The sequence below is a fragment of the Paenibacillus sp. W2I17 genome (assembly GCF_030815985.1).
GTDB lineage: Bacteria > Bacillota > Bacilli > Paenibacillales > Paenibacillaceae > Paenibacillus.
The window spans coordinates 2,481,199-2,500,084 of the sequence record NZ_JAUSXM010000001.1; the positions used below are offsets into that span (position 1 = coordinate 2,481,199).

Sequence of the window (18,886 nt, forward strand, 5' to 3'; positions counted from 1 at the left end):
TGTTGCTTCTCCATCCAAGACGCTATTAAGCGTTGTTTGGAATTTGGCTTACTTTAATCAGGTTGGTAGAACCGGAACGACCCAAAGGTACACCTGCTGTAATCACAACCAGGTCTCCTTCTTTAACAAGTCCGGATTTTACGCCACCTTCAATTGCATTTTCGAACAAAGCATCCGTGGAATCAACCAGTCTTCCTTTGACAGGCGTTACACCCCAAGCCAGAGCCAAACGACGGGAAGTTCTGTCTTCCGTTGTCACAGCGATGATTGGAGATTCTGGACGATACTTGGAAATCATGCGTGCAGTATGTCCTGATTCAGTCGAAGTAATGATCGCTTTTGCGTTCAAATCTTGAGCTTGGAGAGCAACCGATTGGCTGATTGCTTCTGTAACTGTTGTTTGTTGAGCAACACGTTGTTTCAGGTACAACTCTTGGTAAGGCAGAGCAGATTCTGCTTTTTCAGCAATACGGGACATGGTCAGAACAGATTCAACCGGGTATTTACCCGCAGCTGTCTCACCGGACAACATGATTGCGTCCGTACCGTCAAAGATCGCATTCGCCACGTCACTAGCTTCCGCACGTGTTGGACGCGGGTTACGCTGCATGGAATCCAGCATTTGTGTAGCTGTGATAACCGGTTTACCTGCAACATTACATTTTTGGATCATGCGTTTTTGTACCAATGGTACTTCTTCCGCAGGAATCTCAACACCCAGGTCTCCACGAGCAACCATCAGGCCGTCAGACACTTCAAGGATTTCGTCGAGGTTATCGACACCTTGTTGGTTTTCGATTTTGGAGATGATTTGGATATGTCCAGCATTGTGTTTTTCAAGCAATTCACGAATCTCAAGTACGTCACTTGCTTTACGTACAAAAGAAGCCGCGATGAAATCGACACCTTGTTCGATACCAAATACGATATCGTTAGCGTCTTTTTCGGTGATACCCGGCAGAGAAATGGCAACGCCCGGAACGTTAACACCTTTTTTGCTTTTGATCGATCCGCCGTTAACGATACGGCATTTGATCTCGGTGCCTTGCACTTCCACCACAGTCAGTCCGATCAGACCGTCGTCGATCAGAATTGTAGATCCCGGTTCAACATCATTCGGAAGATCTGTATACGTAATGGAAAGACGTTCTTTGGTGCCCAGAATTTCTTCTGTTGTCAAAGTGATGTACTCGTCTTGAACCAATTCGATTGGTTCAACTTCGAGTTTACCTGTCCGAATTTCCGGTCCTTTGGTGTCCAGCAGGATCGCTACTGTTTTGTTCAACTCTTCGCATGCTTGGCGAATCGCAATGATCCGTCCGCCGTGCTCATCGAAATCACCGTGGGAGAAGTTCAGACGGGCCACATTCATGCCGGCCATAATCAATTTTTTGGTGTTCTCCAGAGATTCACTGGATGGACCAATGGTACATACAATTTTCGTTTTACGCATTTTGGGTTTCCTCCGATTTTAAAGGTATTACTCTTTATCTATTTTTCTTTTTCCAACTATTAAATTTACTATACTTTTGCTCATTTGTATAGGAAATTCGTCACATTATTCAGCATTTCCCGACAAATTACTCGCAACATCGACTTCTACAAGCTCTTGGGGGGCTTCAATGGATGCTTGAGGTTCAAACGTGACCGATCCAATTTTACGGAATTTCTCATAACGATCCTGTTTCAGCTGATCCCCGCTCCAACCCTTCATATCGTCGAGATGACGGACCAAAGCTTCACTGATGAAAGCAGCAGACGCTTCATAATCCCGATGAGCACCGCCGCGTGGCTCAGGGACAATCTCTTCAATGACTTCCATCTCCAACAGGTCTTTGGCTGTTATTTTCATTGCTTCAGCCGCCTGATCTGCCTTGGATGCATCCTTCCAGAGAATCGAAGCAGCGCCGTTCGGAGAGATTGCAGAATAGATCGCATGTTCCAGCATCAACACACGATTACCCAAAGCCATAGCGAGGGCACCGCCGCTTCCACCTTCGCCGATGACCACAACAATAACAGGAACCGATAGCTTCGCCATTTCCATCAGGTTGCGAGCAATCGCTTCCGATTGACCTCTCTCTTCTGCAGTATTACCCGGATACGCCCCTTTAGTATCAATAAACGTAATAATAGGACGGCCAAATTTGTTCGCTTGTTTCATCAGACGAAGTCCTTTTCGGAATCCTTCTGGATGAGCGCTGCCGAAAAAGCGGGCGATATTATCCTTCGTGTCTTTCCCCCGCTGTTGTCCGATTACCGTTACTGTCTTTCCATTCAACTTGGCAAGTCCGCCAACAACCGCAAGATCGTCTCCGAACATGCGGTCACCGTGCAGCTCAATGAAGTCCGTAAATATCAGCTGGATCAGATCCAGCGCCGTTGGGCGCTGCTGATGACGGGCCAGATGCATCTTCTGAGCTGCTGTTATGCCAGTGTAGATCTCTTCTTCAAGTCTATGGTAACGTTCTTCCAGGCGGGCAATCTCGTCCGTGAAGTCGATCCCTTTTTCCTGTCCAAACTGTACGAGTTCATCAATCTTTTTGCGCATCTCAACCAGAGGCGCTTCATATGGCAACTCACCCGCCATTTAGACCCCTCCTTTTTCACTATGCATATCCAGAAGCTTGCCAAGAGTGGCCCGAAGCTCTTTCCGGTGCACAACCATGTCCAACTGACCATGTTGCATATTAAATTCAGCCGTCTGGAAATCATCAGGTAACTTCTGACGAATCGTCTGTTCGATAACGATTCTGCCGGCAAAACCAAATACAGCGCCAGGTTCGGCAATATTAATATCGCCCAAGCTCGCAAAACTTGCCGAGACTCCACCTGTCGTTGGGTCCGTAATGACCGAAATGTACAGCCCGCCCTGTTCATCCAAACGGGATAAAGCTGCGCTTGTTTTGGCCATTTGCATGAGGCTGAGAATACTCTCTTGCATCCGGGCACCACCTGATGTAGAGAAAATAATCAATGGTAACCGTTTCTCTGTGGCATGCTCAATGGCACGGGTAATTTTCTCCCCTACAACAGAACCCATGCTGCCTGTGAAGAAATCAAAGCTCATGACAGCCACAACTACAGGCAGGCCCTCAATGGTTCCTTCCCCTGTAATTACCGCTTCCTTCAGGCCCGATTTCAGACGCTGTTGTTCCAATTTGTTGCTATATCCAGGAAAGCCAAGCGGATCAACCGATATCATATCAGCGTCAAACTCAACAAATCCTTGATCATCAAGTACCATAGCAATGCGCTCCATAGCGTTAAGACGCATATGGTAACCGCAGGCAGGACATACTTTCAGATTTTTCTCCAATTCCTTGCTATATTGAATGGTGCCGCATTTGCTGCACTTGTTCATAAGCCCTTCAGGTATTTCACGTTTTGGGCGTTCTAGGACTTCCTGGCCTTCGCCGGGAAGTGCACGCTCGGAAGGTATGGTAGCGTACTTCCGTTTCTTCTGGAATATATCTTTGAACACAACTACACCTCTCCAGCCGTTGATTTGATGGCCGCAACCTGCAGAGCGCTGCTTGTGGCAGCTTCATCCGCGTGCTACGGTAAACCGCTTACGACCCACACGCTGCCATGGGCCTTGTCCAGCATTCACAACAAAAAAATCCGCCGGTACAGGGCAAGGATCACCGGCTTCTGTCAGCACGATTGATGTTACCTGCAAAAACCGAAAGATTGTTGCGCCGATGTTTGAATCTATCTTGGTAGGGTCTCCGGGAGCAACCAGGTCGGTCCTTGTCCTAACAAAAAAAGAAGGAAGGACAGCAGCATACAATACATGCAAGTCGATTCCTCTCTCCGCTTACGCGATTAGTCCCTTATGTACCGATGGTACTTCTTCATCTGCCAAGGCACGTCGATGTCGAACAAATCAGGAATGCAGAATGGAATTCAGCACTTCCTGGACCTCTTCCAATTCCCCAGAAGGGACGCGAATCTCAAATTGCTGCTTGGATAAACTGATGGGACGGGTCTGTACCAGAAAACCTTCTTCCGAAAGCTTGGTCTTGATCTTGTCCGCAACCTTTGCTGTCGGTGCAATGTAAATCACCGTCCACATGCCTTGTCCGCCCCCTAAGCTAATGTTCAGAGCCCGTATATTGGACTAATGATAACATACCTCACTTTTTTTCTGCAAGAAAGGGTTCGGGACCTTTGGGGAGAATTTGGGATCATGAGGGACATTAGTCCCCCACGAATAACTCATATGGTTGACGAAATCTTCTTGTTCATACCTCTTCCATAAGCAGCCGCAAGCTTATCAGGGCAGCGTCAGCCGCCCTTGAAGACCTTCATATGAGCCATTAGATTGACCATAGCAGACAAGCATGGAAATACAGGGTGTTAAAGGTCTGAGGGGTATTTTTTGGCTTTAATATTTTTGTGTGCAATCCGGGCAGAAGCCGCAGCGGCCACCCCTGCGACCAGATCATCCAAAAAGACATGAATGGCTGTTGTGTGTTCGTTCAAATCATGAATTACACCTATTTTTTCTTTATCCAGGTAACCAAAGCTGGTTAAACCAATCATACCATACACATGAGTAATGCCGAGGGCCAGAGTCTCGTCCACTCCATACAGGGATTCATCCGCTTCCATAATAGCCTGTAACGGTTGGGGCAAGAGTTTTTTCTCCGCAAGTTCGTCGAGAGCAATACCCGTATAGAGCGTATATTGCACCTCTCGTTTCTGCAGAACGGATTTCACGCTGGTTACACAGTCGTCCAAGGTCAGTTCGGGGTGGTACCCTTTTTGCAGACGGTATACAATTGCTGCGATTGCATCAATCCGTACACCCCGCCGGGCCAGCATGGCTTCTACGATTTCATATGACATATCTCGACCTCCCGCATCAATCCCCCGAGGACCGCGAGGTCCTTCGGTGTTCTCAAGTGTATGCAGCAACCTGTTAAAATGTTCATAAAATGTGCGGATGGTTAAGACCAGTCGCACTCTGGACATGTTGCAGGATTGTACCTTCCGCTCTGGTCTGTAGCTGGCCTATAACAAGTCTGCAATTTGTTTGTTTAAACCCTGTCGTCAGGGAACCGCGCTCGCACTAAAATAATCAAAAAAAAACCTGTTCAGCATTGAGCCAAACAGGTTTCATACTATAGATAAGTGCTATCACTTACGGGACAGCCTCTTATTTAATTTTGACCGTGCCTTCACCCAGCATTTTCTCCATCTCGGAGAACAAGGTTGGTGATGGCTTAATCCGGTAGGCATCACTCAGCGCAAGCAGCTTCTGCTGCTGCTCATAGAAGAGCACTGTCGCCACAGGTCCGGGATGCTCCTGAAGCAGCTGCTTCAGACGTGCCAGAAGCTCAGGCTTCTCCGCATGCGGGGCAATCTTCACGAACACCCGCTGCTCCGCGGCCCGCGGTTCGCGGCTCTGCGCCGGGCTGCCTGCCGCCTCAGCGGCACCGCCAGGCCGGGAAGCCGCCGCCGTGGCTGCGCCCTTACCCCCCGCATCGCTGCGCGTCGCTGCCGAGCCTTGGCTCCCGCTGCTACGCACAGCGGAAGCATCCCCGCCTGCGCTGCTGCGCTGCGCTTCGGCTCCTGCGCCCGCTGGTCGCCGCGGCGAAGCCGCCTGTGCCGGGCGCGAAGAGCTGCCGCTGCCGGGCTTGACGCGCCGGTCACGGCTGCGCAGCTGCTGTTCCAGTGCCGCCGGTGACAACGGCACCACTTCCTCAGCCAGCAGCTTAAACCCTTCGTCCTGCTGCTGCACTTTGGCACGCACGACGAGCAGTTCACCTTTCCCGACATGTTGCTGGCTACGCCGCCATACCTCGGGAAAGAGAACCACTTCACAGCGTTCAATCTGGTCTTCCAGCTCCATGAACGCCATAGCCTTGCCCTGTTTCGTCGTGATCGACTTCACGGACACAACCATACCCGCGGCGACGGTCATCGTGTCGTCTGCCGCCTCGGTCAGCTCCATGATCCGGTCAGCCCCACTCGATTCCAGCACATCTTCATAGTCATCCAGCGGATGCCCGGAGAGATACAAACCTAGCAACTCACGCTCCAGCTCCAGTTGCTGCCCTGAGGAATAAGGAGGAATTTCCGGATATTCAATCTCCCAGTTTGGCGTCTCAACAAAGTCGAACAATTGAATCTGCAGATCCTCGCGTTCCTTGCGCCATTTCAGAGCCGCTTCAACAGTCTCATCCAGCATCGCCAGCAATTGCGCCCGGTGCCCAGGTAATGTGTCAAAAGCTCCGGCCTGGATCAGCGATTCAATCACACGTTTGTTGCATACACGCAGATCCACACGACGACAAAAATCGAGCAAACTGTCGAACGGTCTCTCCTGCCTTACGATCATAATGCTTTCCATTGCCTGGGTACCGACATTTTTCACAGCGGCCAGACCAAATCGTATTGCACCCGTTAATTTTTCCTCATCCGGATTATCATTAGACACTGCAACGCTCTTCTCCGTAGAGGACAGTTCCCCTTGCTCCGCGCGCGAAGAAGACGCCTCTTGTCCTTCGTTATTACCATTTTCCATTGAAGCCGCCGTCACCAATCCCGGTTCCTTCCGGTTGTCGGATGCCTCAGGCATGGATGTCGCTGCCTGCCACTCATATCCGCCACTGTCCTCTTCCGGTCCAGGGCCGGGATCATCCGGCAGAGGTGCTTCACCATATTCTGCTTGTCCCGAATCCCCATCATGCTCATGAACGCGATCTTCCCTGAAGGAACTCCCGTTACCGTTCGTGGCATGTTCTTCGGCAGGGCTTCCGGCGTCACTCTCTGCATCTGCTCCACGCAGTCTGCTGCGATACATTGCTCTGATCCCCGGCTCCTGCTCTGCCGGACGGCACAAATACAGGTGTAAACAGAATACCGCTCTCATTCACATCCGGCGGAAGCACCTCCATGTCCATACGCCGACATTCCACCACGTACTCTGCCACTTTCCGATGACTGCCCATTACGGCTGTTAACATGGATGCCATAAAATGAACCGGATAATGCGCCTTCAGATACGCCGTCTGGAACGCAAGCACACCATATGCCGCGGCATGAGCACGCGGGAAGCCATAGTTGGCAAACTTGACAATCATATCATAGACCAGGTCTGCCTCTGCTTCGCTATATCCTTGCTTGAGACTGCCCTGCACGAAATGTCCGCGTTCCTTATCCAATACTTCCCGTTTTTTCTTCGAGACCGCTCTGCGAAGCAAGTCTGCTTCACCGAGTGAGAAACCTGCCATGCGGGAAGCAATCTGCATAATTTGTTCCTGATACACAATAATGCCGTACGTATCCTTGAGGATGGACTCCAGATCCACATGAGGATAATCCACTTCGATCTTCCCATGCTTACCCTGAATATATTTGGATATAAAATCCATCGGACCTGGACGATACAAGGCCACCACAGAGATAATATCTTCAAATACACTTGGCTTCATCTCTTTCAGCACCCGACGAACACCAGCAGATTCCAGTTGGAATATGCCCATCGTGTCCCCTCGCCCAAGCATCTCGTACGTTAACGGATCATCATCGGGAATAAGACGGAAGTCCGGAATTTCTCCATTTTCCCCAATCCAGCGCACACAACGCTCAATGATCGAGAGGGTACGCAGACCAAGAAAGTCCATTTTAAGCAGACCAATAGACTCCAGGTTTTCCATGGAATACTGGGTTAATGCTGTCCCTTCACTGCCCTCCTGAAGTGGCACCACATCGGTTAGCGGGTCACGGGATATAACCACTCCCGCTGCATGCGTCGAAGCATGGCGTGGCATACCTTCGACCTTCATCGCCATATCCAGCAGCTCACGTGTCTTCGGCTTGGTTTCATACAGCGCCTTCAGTTCAGGTGTAGCTTCCATGGCTCGCTCAATGTTAATGCCAAGTTGCGCCGGAATCAGCTTCGCAGCTTTATCCACTTCACCGTAAGGCACATTCAATGCCCGTCCTACATCCCGAACCGCAGCCCGGGCAGCCAAGGTACCAAAGGTAATGATCTGCGCGACGTGGGCTTTGCCATATTTTTGCGCCACATAGTCGATGACTTCGTCCCGCCGCTCATCACTGAAGTCGATATCGATATCCGGCATGGAGATCCGTTCCGGATTCAGAAACCGCTCGAAGAGCAGATTGTACTTCATGGGATCAACGTCCGTTATACGCAAGGTATAAGCAACCAGACTGCCTGCGGAGGAACCCCGGCCCGGTCCGGTAACAATCCCCTGTTGGTGAGCATAGGCGATAAAGTCCCATACGATCAGGAAATAATCCGAGAATCCCATACTGTCTATTACTCGCAGCTCATAATCCAGTCGTTGTTCTAACTCTGCACGAAGCTCCTCGTCTGCCCAACGTGTGGACTGCACGTAACGCTCTTCCATTCCTTCTTCGCACAGCTGACGCAGATACGCCGAAGGGCTGAGTCCATCAGGAAGCGGTCTGTATTCCGGCAAAATCGATTTGCCGAATTCCAGCTTCAACTCACAGGACTCCGCAATACGGACGGTGTTCGCCAGAGCTTCCGGTACATGAGGAAACAAACGAGCCATCTCTTCTTCACTTTTCAGATAGAGCTGATTGGTTCCAATTCGGAGCCGATTCTCATCATCCACGGTCTTGCCCGTTCCGATACAGATCAATACATCCTGAAGCTCCGCGTCCTTTTCGGACAGATAATGCGCATCATTGGTGGCTACAAGCGGAATCTCCAGCTCGGCAGCCAGTTTGATCAACTGCGGATTTACCCTTTTTTGCTCGGAAAGCCCGTGATCCTGAAGTTCCAGATAGAAGTCGGCACCAAAGATATTTTTGTAGCGTAACGCCGCACGCCTCGCCTCTTCTTCTCGTCCATGCAGCAGATGCTGTGGTACTTCACCGCCCAGACACGCACTTAGACAGATAATGCCCTCGTGATGGGCAGCCAGACTTTCCATATCTACACGTGGTTTGTAATGAAAACCCTCGAGATGTCCAATCGAGCACAATTTCATCAGATTTCGGTAACCCGTCATATTTTTGGCTAACAAAATCAAATGATGGATCGGTTGATCCTTGCGGCTTCCCCGCTCTTTGCGGGACCCTGCTGTCATGTATGCCTCGCACCCTATAATCGGCTTGATGCCTCGTTCCATACATGCTTTATAAAAAGGAATTGCACCATACATCACGCCATGGTCGGTCAGCGCAAGTGTCGTCATTCCGAGATCTGCAGCCTTATTCACGAGATCCGGAATACGCGCAGCGCCGTCCAGCAAACTGTATTCGCTGTGAACGTGCAAATGCACAAAAGAACTCATGTTTTTTTCTTCCTTTCGCCGCAGATAGTCGCAGCATCGATCTTCTGATCCGTCCGCTACCCTATCTATCTCATATATATGAATTAAATAAATAAAAAAATGGAATCACCTATTAAAATTCGTAACAACCTCTTAAAAGGAGACTTTATTATTCTATTTTATCATAACGTTCGGGGGCACGCCCATACAATAGAAGTACAAGCCGCTCCCCCTGTGACAGACCCAAGACAGGAGGTGTGCTGCTAGGTCTGAAAGGGGTGTTGCCAGTGAGCACATTTTTGTCCAAAGCCATTCTTGATTTCTTTATTGCGTTTGGAATCGTGCTGGGCGGTGCGATGATCGGAGGTATTGGAGCAGTGATCTCTCTTCAGCCTCCGACACAGACGATGCTCGATATTTCCGGGAAAATAAAGATATGGGCACTCGCAGCCGCTGTCGGCGGCACAATAGATCCCATGCGTGTCATCGAAAGCAATTTCCTGGATGGTAACCTGTCTCCGGCGGTCAAACAAATCCTGTATTTGATCTCTGCTTTTATGGGCGCGCATATGGGAACCGAGCTGGTGAAATGGGTGTGCGGCGGAGGCCGGAGCTAATATGAGACAGGAACAGCGTTCATGAGAGTTCCGCCATTTTCTCGTTACCGCCCGCTGATGCGAATGACCGCTGTGTTTGTTCTGGGAATGATCGCTGGATGTGTCGTTTACAACGGCGTATTTCACCTGAGTTACAATGCGTTGTGGCTGAACAATCAGGAGCTGCAGCTTCAGCTGCATCAGAATGAGGAGGATATCAAAACGCTGAAAAAATACAGTAAACGCCAAACCGTTATCAAGGAAATCAAGGTCCGTGCAGAAGAATCGGATAAGGGGCCAGACGAAGCTTCTCTGAAAGTGATGTTGCAGAAGCTCGGAGACGAACTTGAGGTACTTCGGGGCAGAGATGTATTCAACATCGACGAGTATAGCAAAATGACACGAATTATGCTGAATCAGAAAGTGTACTCGGTCAGGGAAAAGGAGTACACCGTTCAGGTCAAAACGATGCTGGTTATGGAAGGCGTACTGCAAGTTTGGGTACAGATTCGCATGCACGTTCCTGCGTAACAGCAAAAAACTGCCCTTGTCTGCATCTCTGCATGGTACAATAAGGGCAGTAAATGCTTTCCAGAAAAGGAGCTGCGTCTTTGTGTTCATTGATGTACTCAAATATGCTCTAATCGCCATCTTTGCTGTTGCCATGGTTTTTGCAGCGTTGAACAGTATTCGTTCACACAGAAGCTCGGATGCTGCCAGCGCCGGTCTGTACCGTTCGTGGACAAATATCTGGATGGGTGGCATGCTTGTCGTGCTTGCGCTGATCCTTATGTTTGTCTTCACAGGTTCTACCTTATCTGTGATTGTGGAAGCGCTATTTCTGATTATGGGTGCGTATAATGTATTTGCCGGAATACGTAACCGCAGTTATTATGCGCGGCTTCAACAACGGTCCAGTAATGGATCAGGTAAAACCTCCGGACAATCAGCATGATTCGTTGAAGCGCTATCATTGTGTCTGCAAAAAGAGAGTACTTCCCCTTCGTTAAGCGAAGCCAGAACCGCGCGACAGCGCAACCCGGCAGAGCTTCTTGATCAGGGAGTACTCTCTTTGTCTATGCCCGAGGCAACGCACCCTGCTAGGCATGGTCAATCGACTGTAATGTCATTACCGCTTTGCATACCACACTGCCTTCACGGGTAACCACAATGTCCATTTTGCACGTTCGACGACTGGTTTCCAGAATTAACGGTCGAACCAAGATCTGATCCTCAATCTGTACCGGTCGAACAAAATACGTCGTTACATTATCCACCACATGGTCGTTCCCTGTAACATCCCACGCTGCCCGCCGGCCAGCCTGGGTCATCACATTCAACAGAACACCTTCGGAGATCGTACCCAGATCCGTTGCCATCTGAGGAATGATGAATCCGTGAAATAACAGTTCGTTCTGTTCACCGCGCTCCTCGGCAAACCCGTTCCAGATCAGATGATCAAACGTCTCTCCCAGTTGTGGCTGCTTCTGTGCATCCCGCATGGCCTGAAGCACTTCCTTGCGTGTGACGGACGCAATCAGTTTGCGGTTCCGATCCACGATTGGCAGAAAATCGATGCCTTCCCAGGTCATAATCTGGGCAGCAGAAGCAAGAGATGTCTGTAATGAGGCCGTAATCGGGCGGCGTATCACACATTTCTCAATACTTTGATCTTCTTTCAGTTCACTGACATCCTTCAGACTCACAATCCCGATGACCCGGTTCCATTCATCCACCACCGGGAAGCGATGTTCACCCGTCTCTGAAACCAACATATGAAAATCTGCGGCTGAACTGGTCACCTTCAATACCTGCAAGCGAGGTTTCTGACCAATGATATCCTCAACAAGCATAATTTTTTTCTTAATCAGCCGGTCGAAGATCGCACGGTTAATCATTGAAGCTACCGTGAATGTATCATGTCTGGATGAAATAATCGGTAGCCCAAGCTCGTCAGCCATAATTCTTACTTCACGACTTGTCCCAAAACCACCCGTAATTAACACGCCCGCTCCCTGTTCGAGGGCAAGCGAGTGAGCATCTTCACGGTTACCCACAATCAGCAGACTCCCAGCGTCAATATAACGGGCCATTGCCTGTTCTTTCATCGCACCAATCACATACTTGTGCAGCGGTTTGGCGAGACCTTCGTTACCCCCCAGCACATGGCCCTCCACAATGGTCACAACATCAGCAAAGGTCAACTGTTCCGACATGCCCCGAGGTCTTTTCTCGATCCGCACCGTTCCAATTCGTTCCTTGGTCACGACCAGCCCGAAGTTCTCCGCCTCTTTCACCGCACGATATGCTGTCCCTTCACTTACACCCAGCTCCCGCGCAAGTCCACGTACTGATATTTTGCTGCCAACCTTCAGTTGTTCAATATGTTGAAGTAACTGTTCATGCTTCGTTACGTTCTCTTCCTGTCCGTCCAACTGTACCACCCCCGAAGATGCATCTGTACTATACTGTATCTATTATAACACGGCTTTAGGAAAATAACCCCACCCCTCCCCCATTCTCATAGGCAAGTTCGCCATCTGAATTTAATCATCCGATTAACCTCTAATTCTGTATGTACCAAAAAAGACCGGACCCTTTGTATCAAGGGATTCCGGTCTTCCATGTTGGATCTCATTCTGTACCTTATACAGACTCGCTCCGCTCCTGCTTGTCCAGCAGTTTCATCTCCCACTGCCGCAGCTTCGCCCGACGAACGGCTTCCAGCGCACGCTTCTTCTCTTCATCCACACCGAGAATAAAATGCAGATGTGCACCAACGATTAATAAGGAGAACAGCACCCATACGATGCCAAAAATATTAACCCAGTCCATTCCTCCAGCAAAGGAAATCCGCGGCAGTGCAATGACCAGCATCGACAACGCAATAAGCAGATAGATCACATGTTTTGCTTTTTTCAACCTCTTCACCATTCACAGCTCCTTCGTTCTTGATCGACTCTATATGTCTAGTCTATGAACGATAAGGAGCTAATATGAAAGGTTCAGGTAAAAAAACAAGACAACCTTTTAGTACGTGTTCAAAAAGATCAGTTTTCAGAACCGAGAAGATGGAATGAAGCTAGAAATGGAGTAGCGGAGCGTAGGACAACTACGTGAGCAACTAAAATGTTTCCGAAGGAAACATACTTCGTAAGCATATGCTTATTCGGCTGAATTTCATATTCGATGCTGATGATGCCGCTAGGCATCCTTCGTAATCAAAATTGGACTTTTTGAACTACCTTTTTACGCTTCAGCGCCACCGTACAGATGACCCAGACTGTCAGCAATAATTTTATTCACGTCTTCAATGATGACACTGAGGCGACGCTCCGCGTCAAACAAGCGACGGATGTTCAGATTCAAGCTCAGTACTTCAAACAGTTTCTCCATTTTCTCCATCTCATCCGGAGCTGGCATATCCCCGCTCATCATACGTTGTTGCAGTTCCATTTGTTGATCACGGAAGTTATCCAGCATTGCTTTTGCATCCGGATCAGCTTCAATCAGCTTCATCGCGGAAGTAATCTCTTCCACCTCGCTGCTTTCTCTCAGTGCTTTGGCCAAATCATTGGCTTTGTCATAAATGTTCACTATTATTCCTCCTCAGATTGGTTTGTTCATCCGTGTTAATACACGCTTTTCTTCGCTGTCAAACAAGGACGATCTGAAACAGGCCATCGATAACCTGCCTCGAAATCAAATGCATTTAATCCATATGGGTCAATCACCAAGGGTTATATGTCCTCATATGATGAAGCACATGCCATGTTCAGATGCCGTTCAACTTCGAGATCAGACATCAAGTTGCCGCCCGGAAGGAGATCCGTGATGTCCACTAAAAAAGTAACGATTCAGGTTACCGGCTCGGGCATCCTGCAGGACGACGTCATCATGCTGGGCGAAGGGGTGCTTAAGGCGCTTAAAATCCCTTCAGGAAGGCCGCTTCAGCTGCAATTTGGCTCTTTCCGCCGCGAAGTCACTGTTATTCCAGTACCAAGGTATGACGGGCTGCGCATCAATCAGACAGTTGCCAGCAAGACCGGTCTCGTTCCACGTTCGGTTCTGAGGGTATCCTATCGTTCAGCCAGCCGTACGCTTCGCCTTGGACCCTACATCAGTGTACTGGTTAGCCAGGATTATCCCGATCAGCCCGATCGGCCCTTTGGCTCCATCACGATGTTCTGTCAAGAACTGGTGAACGCCTGCCGTAAGCAAGGCGCCTATGTATCCTTTTTCACACCGGAGGATATTGGAGCGGTAACGGGTTATATGAAAGGCTGGGTGTATGATGACGGCTGGAAAAAGACTGTTCTGCCTGTAGCAGACGTCGTCAATAACCGGCTAACGTCCCGCAAGCTTGAGAACAAACCTAGCGTACAGCATTTTATGAAAGAAGTAAAATCGCTCTACGGCACGCAAACCTTCAATGAAAAGTTTCTGGACAAAAACGAAGTGTTTGACGCACTCAAGTCCATTTCAACGCTTAAACGAGTTCTTCCCGAGTCTCATTTGCTCAAGACGTCCGCCATGCTCAAGACGATGTGCAACCGACATCCGGTTGTATTTCTGAAGCCCGTACGCGGTTCTTTGGGCAAAGGGATCATCCGGGTCTCACGTCAGACTGACGGAAGCTTCCTGACTCTGGCGACTGGCGTCGGGGGTACCCGCAAACAAACGTATACTTCTCTGGATAAACTGTATGCCAGTATGTCTGGGAAAATGAAAACAACGCGTTATCAGATCCAACAAGGGCTGACTCTCATTGACAACAGTGGCAGACCCGTGGATTTCCGTGCGCTCGTGCAAAAAAACCGTACAGGTAAATGGAGTGTAACCTCCATCGTCGCCCGGATTGCAGGCGGGAGTCACTACGTATCCAATCTGGCACGGGGTGGAAGTCTCAGCACCGTCAAGGATGCTGTTGCCAAAACACAGTTGTCTGGATCAGCCAAAGCTTCCGCGTATGCAGGATTGCACACCGCAGCACTGGATATCGCCAAAGGGATTGAGAGTGCCATCCCTGCTCATTTTGGTGAACTTGGTATTGATCTGGCTCTGGACACCACTGGGCGCGTATGGCTGCTCGAAGTCAACTCCAAACCATCCAAGAATGATAATACACCACTGAGTGAGAGCAAGATCCGCCCTTCCGTCAAAGCCATGCTTGAATACTCTACGTACCTGGCGGGTTTTTGAAAAGTTATTCCCTATGGGAAACAAATCTGATAGAGGAGAGGTGCAGCGTAATGTTTCCATCATCTCAGACCAAGACACTGGCCATTCTGGTACGTGCAACCGAAGGCTCACCTCCCTTTACAGATGAACTTTTCTGCCGTCGTCTCAGTTCGGGGAGCATGAAATACGCCCTTCAGATTATTGTGATCCCGATATCGAATGATGCAGTCCATCTCCCTCTTCAATGGGGATATGTCTATCATCAAGGGAAGTGGAATTCGGTACCTGTTCCTGCAGTCGATCTCATTATGGATCGTTGTCTTCGCCCTATCTCCAGGTACGTCAGACAACAGCTTAAGGAATGGATACCAACCAACGGCACAGATCAACACCGTTATTGGTCTGCTTCCCTTCCAGGAAAATGGGAGGTACATCGTGTGTTATCCCGAAATCCTGAATTGAGGTCACAACTTGCTCCCACAACCCGGATCGGATCGCATATTCCTTGGGAAACATGGCTGGACCGTTGGCCCAAAGGACTGTTCTTCAAACCGGTATCCGGGACTCATGGCAAAAATACCTTTCGCCTGTCTCGGGGAACGACTCCATCAACATGGATCGTGGAGGGGCGTAACGAGGACAATGAAACCTTTTTTCTTACATTCAACCATACCCAGGCTGTATCTTCCTGGCTAGCATTACATCAGGCTGAGCGTAAGATGATCGTACAGCCATATCTGGAGCTTAGCCATCATGGAAGAGCATTCGACATACGGGCTCTAATGCAAAAGAATGGGCAAGGTCGCTGGACGCTTACCGGATGTATGGTACGGGAAGGACCCGAAGGTTCACTCACGTCCAATCTTCACGGTGGGGGTAAAGCATATCCTGCCCACGCATATCTGCTCCAGCGATATGGAACGATTCGCACAGAAACTCTGCTGAAGAGCATCCGGCAGACTGCTACTCTTATCCCCACCCTGCTGGAAAGCCGTTTCGGCAGGTTAGCCGAATTGGGGCTTGATTTCGGAGCAGATGCAGAGGGCCAACTCTGGCTAATTGAAGTCAACTCCAAACCAGGCCGCACCTCATTCGCAGAAGCGGGCGACCGACGCATGCATACTCTGACTTATACCCGGCCGCTTGCCTATGCCCGTTATCTGTTGCAACAACATGTTCTCACGGACGTTATTCGTCCAATGAAATTGCCGAATACATCCAGCAAAGCTGGCCTGAAACCCATCCCGATTCACGGCGGCTGAGGCCCGCAGCGCCCGCTTGCCATGGAGCCCAAGGATCTTTTCAGGATAGGAGGATAAATCATGAGTTTGACCTTTTGCAATCTGCATTTCACCAAGCAACCGGATAAAGTGGTTTATGTATCCAACGCTTTAATGAAGAGCCTCAACCTGTCCGGCAAAAAAACGGTGCACCTTCGCTTCGGGCGTGACCGGGTACCTGCAACGATCAAACCAATCAAAAAAGCAGGTAAACATCTGTATCTCGCTTCAGGTATCCGTAATATGATGAACGTTCCCAAACGGGGCAGTATTTATCTCCGGAATTTGCAAAATGATGAGGTCCAGTTAGGTCCACTGATCGGCGTACTCTCTGATGGGCCTGCGACGAGCACGAATCCATTCGGTTCCCGTACTGGTTTCATCAAACAGTTACTCCGTGAAGGCAGCCGTAAATCCTACATTTACGCATTTACTCCTCGGGATATTAATTGGCAGAACGAGACTGTATCGGGTTTTTTCCTGAATGATAACGGAAGCTTCACCCGCAGAACGGTACCTCTGCCCGATGTCGTCTACAACCGATTGCCGAGCAGACGCTCAGACTTCTCACCAGCAATCAACCAGCTGCGGGAACGATTTGTTCGCCGAAAAATTCCGTTCTTCAACTGGAGCTTCTTCAACAAATCGGATATCTATACGTTGCTGGAGAACGAGCCGGCAGCAGGACGGTATATCCCTGAATCGATTACCAACCCTTCCGTTGAACAGATGAAGGAAATGTTGGAACGCCATCAGTTCGTCTACTATAAGCCTACTGCAGGAAGTCTGGGGAACGGGATCTATCGCCTGACTTATTCGCCCAAACGTGGATATTTCGCACGTTATCGCAAAAAAGGCGGTAATGCACTCCTGCGTTTTGGGTCCTTCAACAGTCTGATGCGCATGCTTCAGGGAAGACATGGCAAACAGCTACGCGGATATGTAGTTCAGCAGGGAATACGTCTAATTGAGATTGATGAATGTCCAATTGATTTCCGTTTTCACATGCACAAAAATGGTAACAATCAATGGGTTGTTGTCGGGATTGGAGCCAAAAAGGCAGGACGTGGCAGCGTCACAACACACATCAAAAATGGCGGCTCCCTAATGACTCCTGAGCAGGCGCTCAGTCGCAACTTCGGCGATCGTGCGGGAGAAGTTCTTCAGCATGCCAAATCCGTCGCTATTACACTGGCCCAGGCGATTGAAACCCAGCACCAGCATCTGATTGGTGAGATTGGCTTTGATCTGGGCATTGATCAGGAGGAACATGTATGGATGTTCGAAGCGAACGCCAAACCCGGGCGCTCCATTTTCCGTCACCCTTCACTCCGGGTGGAGGGCAAATCGTCGGTGGAGCACATCTTGGAACACTGCCTGTATTTGAGCAAGTTCCGGAAGAAGGAAGAAATTTGATGAGCCTTCATGATGATTTCAAACCTGTCATCGCTGTTTTGACCATGCATGATAAACAGCGCATGTTCAGGGGAAATCATCAAAATTTTCAGGATATCTTACAAACAGGCGAGAGCATGGGATACGTGGTGTACATTGTGACTGTACGGGATCTGAACGTGAGTGGTCCCACCGTGAAAGGATATACGTACAACAAGGGGAGTGGAAAGTGGGTTTCACAACCTTTCCCCCTTCCCCATGTTCTGTACAATCGTATTCCCAACCGGGAAGACGAAGGAAAACCTTCCGTTCAGCGCAAAATTGACGAATGCATGCAATCAGGAATCGAACTGTATAACCCATTCTTTTTCAACAAATGGGATCTGTTCGAATGGCTTAAGAAGTCCAAATCGACTCAGCAACTGATCCCTTATACTCGGCGGATGCGAAGTGCTTCTTCTCTGGGTGCCGTTCTACGGGCGTATCCCTATCTGTACCTTAAGCCCGAGAGCGGCAAAGCTGGCAAAGGAATCATGATGCTTAAATTCCAGGAAAAAGAACGACTTCCCTACCGACTCAAAATACAAACCACACGTAAAAGCACGACCTATAAAGCAGCTACACTTGCCAAGTTATGGGCACGAATTCGCAAAGAAACCGGACTTACGCCCTATATCATGCAACAAGGCATTGAATTGGCATCCTCTCGTAAACGCCCCTTCGATTTGCGTGTTCTTGTACAAAAGAACACCAAGGGCCAATGGAGCGTAACCGGTGTAGGAGCGAGACTTGCAGGCTCCCGCAGCATTACAACGCATGTGCCGCGCGGCGGGAGCGTAGAAGACCCTGAGAAGCTGCTGACCGAACTTTTTGGCGAAGAAATGTCAACAACCCTGATGAAACGTGTGAAATCCACTTCATTAACGATCGCAAGACAGGTAGAACGGGGATCAGGTTATACGCTCGGAGAAATGTCCATGGATCTGGGCATTGATGACCTGGGGGAACTCTGGTTCTTCGAAGCCAATGCAAAGCCCATGAAGTTTGATGAACCACAGATCAGAAGGCGGTCATTGGAACGTATATTTCACTACAGCGCTTATCTTGCCCGTCAGTCCAAACGATGATAGACAGGAATACTGCAAAAAGA

At 49.4% G+C, this 18,886-nt stretch carries 15 protein-coding genes and 1 pseudogene; 7 read left to right on the forward strand and 9 right to left on the reverse strand.

Annotation, left to right across the window (positions count from 1 at the left end):
- Window positions 1–25: 25 nt before the first annotated feature.
- The 6 genes and pseudogenes from pyk to QF041_RS31320 all read right to left on the reverse strand — a co-directional run bounded on the left by pyk (window position 26) and on the right by QF041_RS31320 (window position 9,305).
- A complete protein-coding gene (gene pyk, locus QF041_RS10830; RefSeq protein WP_017689492.1) occupies window positions 26–1,453 on the reverse strand; it encodes a pyruvate kinase in 1,428 nt (475 codons plus the stop codon).
- Window positions 1,454–1,558: 105 nt separating this feature from the next.
- The gene (locus tag QF041_RS10835) at window positions 1,559–2,590 is read right to left on the reverse strand and encodes an acetyl-CoA carboxylase carboxyltransferase subunit alpha (RefSeq protein WP_307414029.1); all 1,032 of its coding nucleotides are present in this window, start codon (window positions 2,588–2,590) and stop codon (window positions 1,559–1,561) included.
- Window positions 2,591–3,484: an acetyl-CoA carboxylase, carboxyltransferase subunit beta gene (accD, locus tag QF041_RS10840; RefSeq protein WP_017689494.1), complete on the reverse strand. Its 894-nt coding sequence runs from the start codon at window positions 3,482–3,484 to the stop codon at window positions 2,591–2,593. It abuts the gene before it with no gap.
- A gap of 405 nt (window positions 3,485–3,889) precedes the next feature.
- Window positions 3,890–4,078 (reverse strand): hypothetical protein, encoded by a 189-nt coding sequence (locus QF041_RS10845; RefSeq protein WP_017689496.1) that lies wholly within the window; start codon window positions 4,076–4,078, stop codon window positions 3,890–3,892.
- A gap of 284 nt (window positions 4,079–4,362) precedes the next feature.
- On the reverse strand, window positions 4,363–4,854 hold the full coding sequence (locus QF041_RS10850) for a phosphatidylglycerophosphatase A family protein (protein ID WP_036609851.1): 492 nt from the start codon (window positions 4,852–4,854) through the stop codon (window positions 4,363–4,365).
- 310 nt (window positions 4,855–5,164) lie between these two features.
- Window positions 5,165–9,305: pseudogene (locus QF041_RS31320) on the reverse strand (DNA polymerase III subunit alpha).
- Window positions 9,306–9,571: 266 nt separating this feature from the next.
- Between QF041_RS31320 and QF041_RS10865 the strand changes: the two are divergent.
- The 3 genes from QF041_RS10865 to QF041_RS10875 all read left to right on the forward strand — a co-directional run bounded on the left by QF041_RS10865 (window position 9,572) and on the right by QF041_RS10875 (window position 10,835).
- Window positions 9,572–9,901 (forward strand): YtrH family sporulation protein, encoded by a 330-nt coding sequence (locus QF041_RS10865; protein WP_026081169.1) that lies wholly within the window; start codon window positions 9,572–9,574, stop codon window positions 9,899–9,901.
- A gap of 21 nt (window positions 9,902–9,922) precedes the next feature.
- Complete coding sequence (locus QF041_RS10870) at window positions 9,923–10,411, forward strand: sporulation membrane protein YtrI (RefSeq protein WP_036609856.1); 489 nt, start codon at window positions 9,923–9,925, stop codon at window positions 10,409–10,411.
- A gap of 82 nt (window positions 10,412–10,493) precedes the next feature.
- A complete protein-coding gene (locus QF041_RS10875) occupies window positions 10,494–10,835 on the forward strand; it encodes a YtpI family protein (RefSeq protein WP_017689501.1) in 342 nt (113 codons plus the stop codon).
- Window positions 10,836–10,980: 145 nt separating this feature from the next.
- Here QF041_RS10875 and QF041_RS10880 read toward each other — a convergent pair whose 3' ends face one another.
- From QF041_RS10880 to QF041_RS10890, 3 genes are all read right to left on the reverse strand, one after another.
- Entirely contained in the window at window positions 10,981–12,315 is a 1,335-nt protein-coding gene (locus tag QF041_RS10880; protein WP_036609860.1) for a DRTGG domain-containing protein, read from the reverse strand.
- A gap of 211 nt (window positions 12,316–12,526) precedes the next feature.
- The gene (locus QF041_RS10885; protein ID WP_085981456.1) at window positions 12,527–12,811 is read right to left on the reverse strand and encodes a hypothetical protein; all 285 of its coding nucleotides are present in this window, start codon (window positions 12,809–12,811) and stop codon (window positions 12,527–12,529) included.
- Between the two features lie 318 nt (window positions 12,812–13,129).
- Window positions 13,130–13,477 carry a YlbF/YmcA family competence regulator gene (locus tag QF041_RS10890; RefSeq protein WP_036609862.1) on the reverse strand — a complete coding sequence of 116 codons (348 nt, stop codon included), beginning with the start codon at window positions 13,475–13,477 and terminating at the stop codon, window positions 13,130–13,132.
- A gap of 237 nt (window positions 13,478–13,714) precedes the next feature.
- On the opposite strand from QF041_RS10890, the gene QF041_RS10895 reads away from it, so the two are divergent.
- From QF041_RS10895 to QF041_RS10910, 4 genes are read left to right on the forward strand one after another with little or no spacing between them, the layout of a single operon-like run.
- Complete coding sequence (locus QF041_RS10895; protein ID WP_074094376.1) at window positions 13,715–15,082, forward strand: YheC/YheD family endospore coat-associated protein; 1,368 nt, start codon at window positions 13,715–13,717, stop codon at window positions 15,080–15,082.
- A 50-nt stretch (window positions 15,083–15,132) separates the two neighbouring features.
- Window positions 15,133–16,323 carry a YheC/YheD family endospore coat-associated protein gene (locus tag QF041_RS10900; RefSeq protein ID WP_307414033.1) on the forward strand — a complete coding sequence of 397 codons (1,191 nt, stop codon included), beginning with the start codon at window positions 15,133–15,135 and terminating at the stop codon, window positions 16,321–16,323.
- A 60-nt stretch (window positions 16,324–16,383) separates the two neighbouring features.
- Window positions 16,384–17,757 carry a YheC/YheD family endospore coat-associated protein gene (locus QF041_RS10905; protein ID WP_036609869.1) on the forward strand — a complete coding sequence of 458 codons (1,374 nt, stop codon included), beginning with the start codon at window positions 16,384–16,386 and terminating at the stop codon, window positions 17,755–17,757.
- Window positions 17,757–18,863, forward strand: a complete 1,107-nt coding sequence (locus tag QF041_RS10910; protein ID WP_307414036.1) for a YheC/YheD family endospore coat-associated protein — start codon at window positions 17,757–17,759, stop codon at window positions 18,861–18,863. Before QF041_RS10905 ends, QF041_RS10910 begins: the two co-directional genes overlap by 1 nt.
- The last annotated feature ends 23 nt before the right edge of the window (window positions 18,864–18,886 follow it).

Excerpts from the sequence above, each read along its gene's own strand:
- QF041_RS10850 (WP_036609851.1), bottom strand. The coding sequence starts at position 4,854 with ATGTCATATGAAATCGTAGAAGCCATGCTGGCCCGGCGGGGTGTACGG.
- QF041_RS10835 (WP_307414029.1), bottom strand. The coding sequence starts at position 2,590 with ATGGCGGGTGAGTTGCCATATGAAGCGCCTCTGGTTGAGATGCGCAAA.
- QF041_RS10900 (WP_307414033.1), top strand. The coding sequence starts at position 15,133 with ATGTTTCCATCATCTCAGACCAAGACACTGGCCATTCTGGTACGTGCA.
- QF041_RS10895 (WP_074094376.1), top strand. The coding sequence starts at position 13,715 with ATGTCCACTAAAAAAGTAACGATTCAGGTTACCGGCTCGGGCATCCTG.
- QF041_RS10905 (WP_036609869.1), top strand. The coding sequence starts at position 16,384 with ATGAGTTTGACCTTTTGCAATCTGCATTTCACCAAGCAACCGGATAAA.
- pyk (WP_017689492.1), bottom strand. The coding sequence starts at position 1,453 with ATGCGTAAAACGAAAATTGTATGTACCATTGGTCCATCCAGTGAATCT.
- QF041_RS10845 (WP_017689496.1), bottom strand. The coding sequence starts at position 4,078 with ATGTGGACGGTGATTTACATTGCACCGACAGCAAAGGTTGCGGACAAG.
- QF041_RS10910 (WP_307414036.1), top strand. The coding sequence starts at position 17,757 with ATGAGCCTTCATGATGATTTCAAACCTGTCATCGCTGTTTTGACCATG.
- QF041_RS10870 (WP_036609856.1), top strand. The coding sequence starts at position 9,923 with ATGAGAGTTCCGCCATTTTCTCGTTACCGCCCGCTGATGCGAATGACC.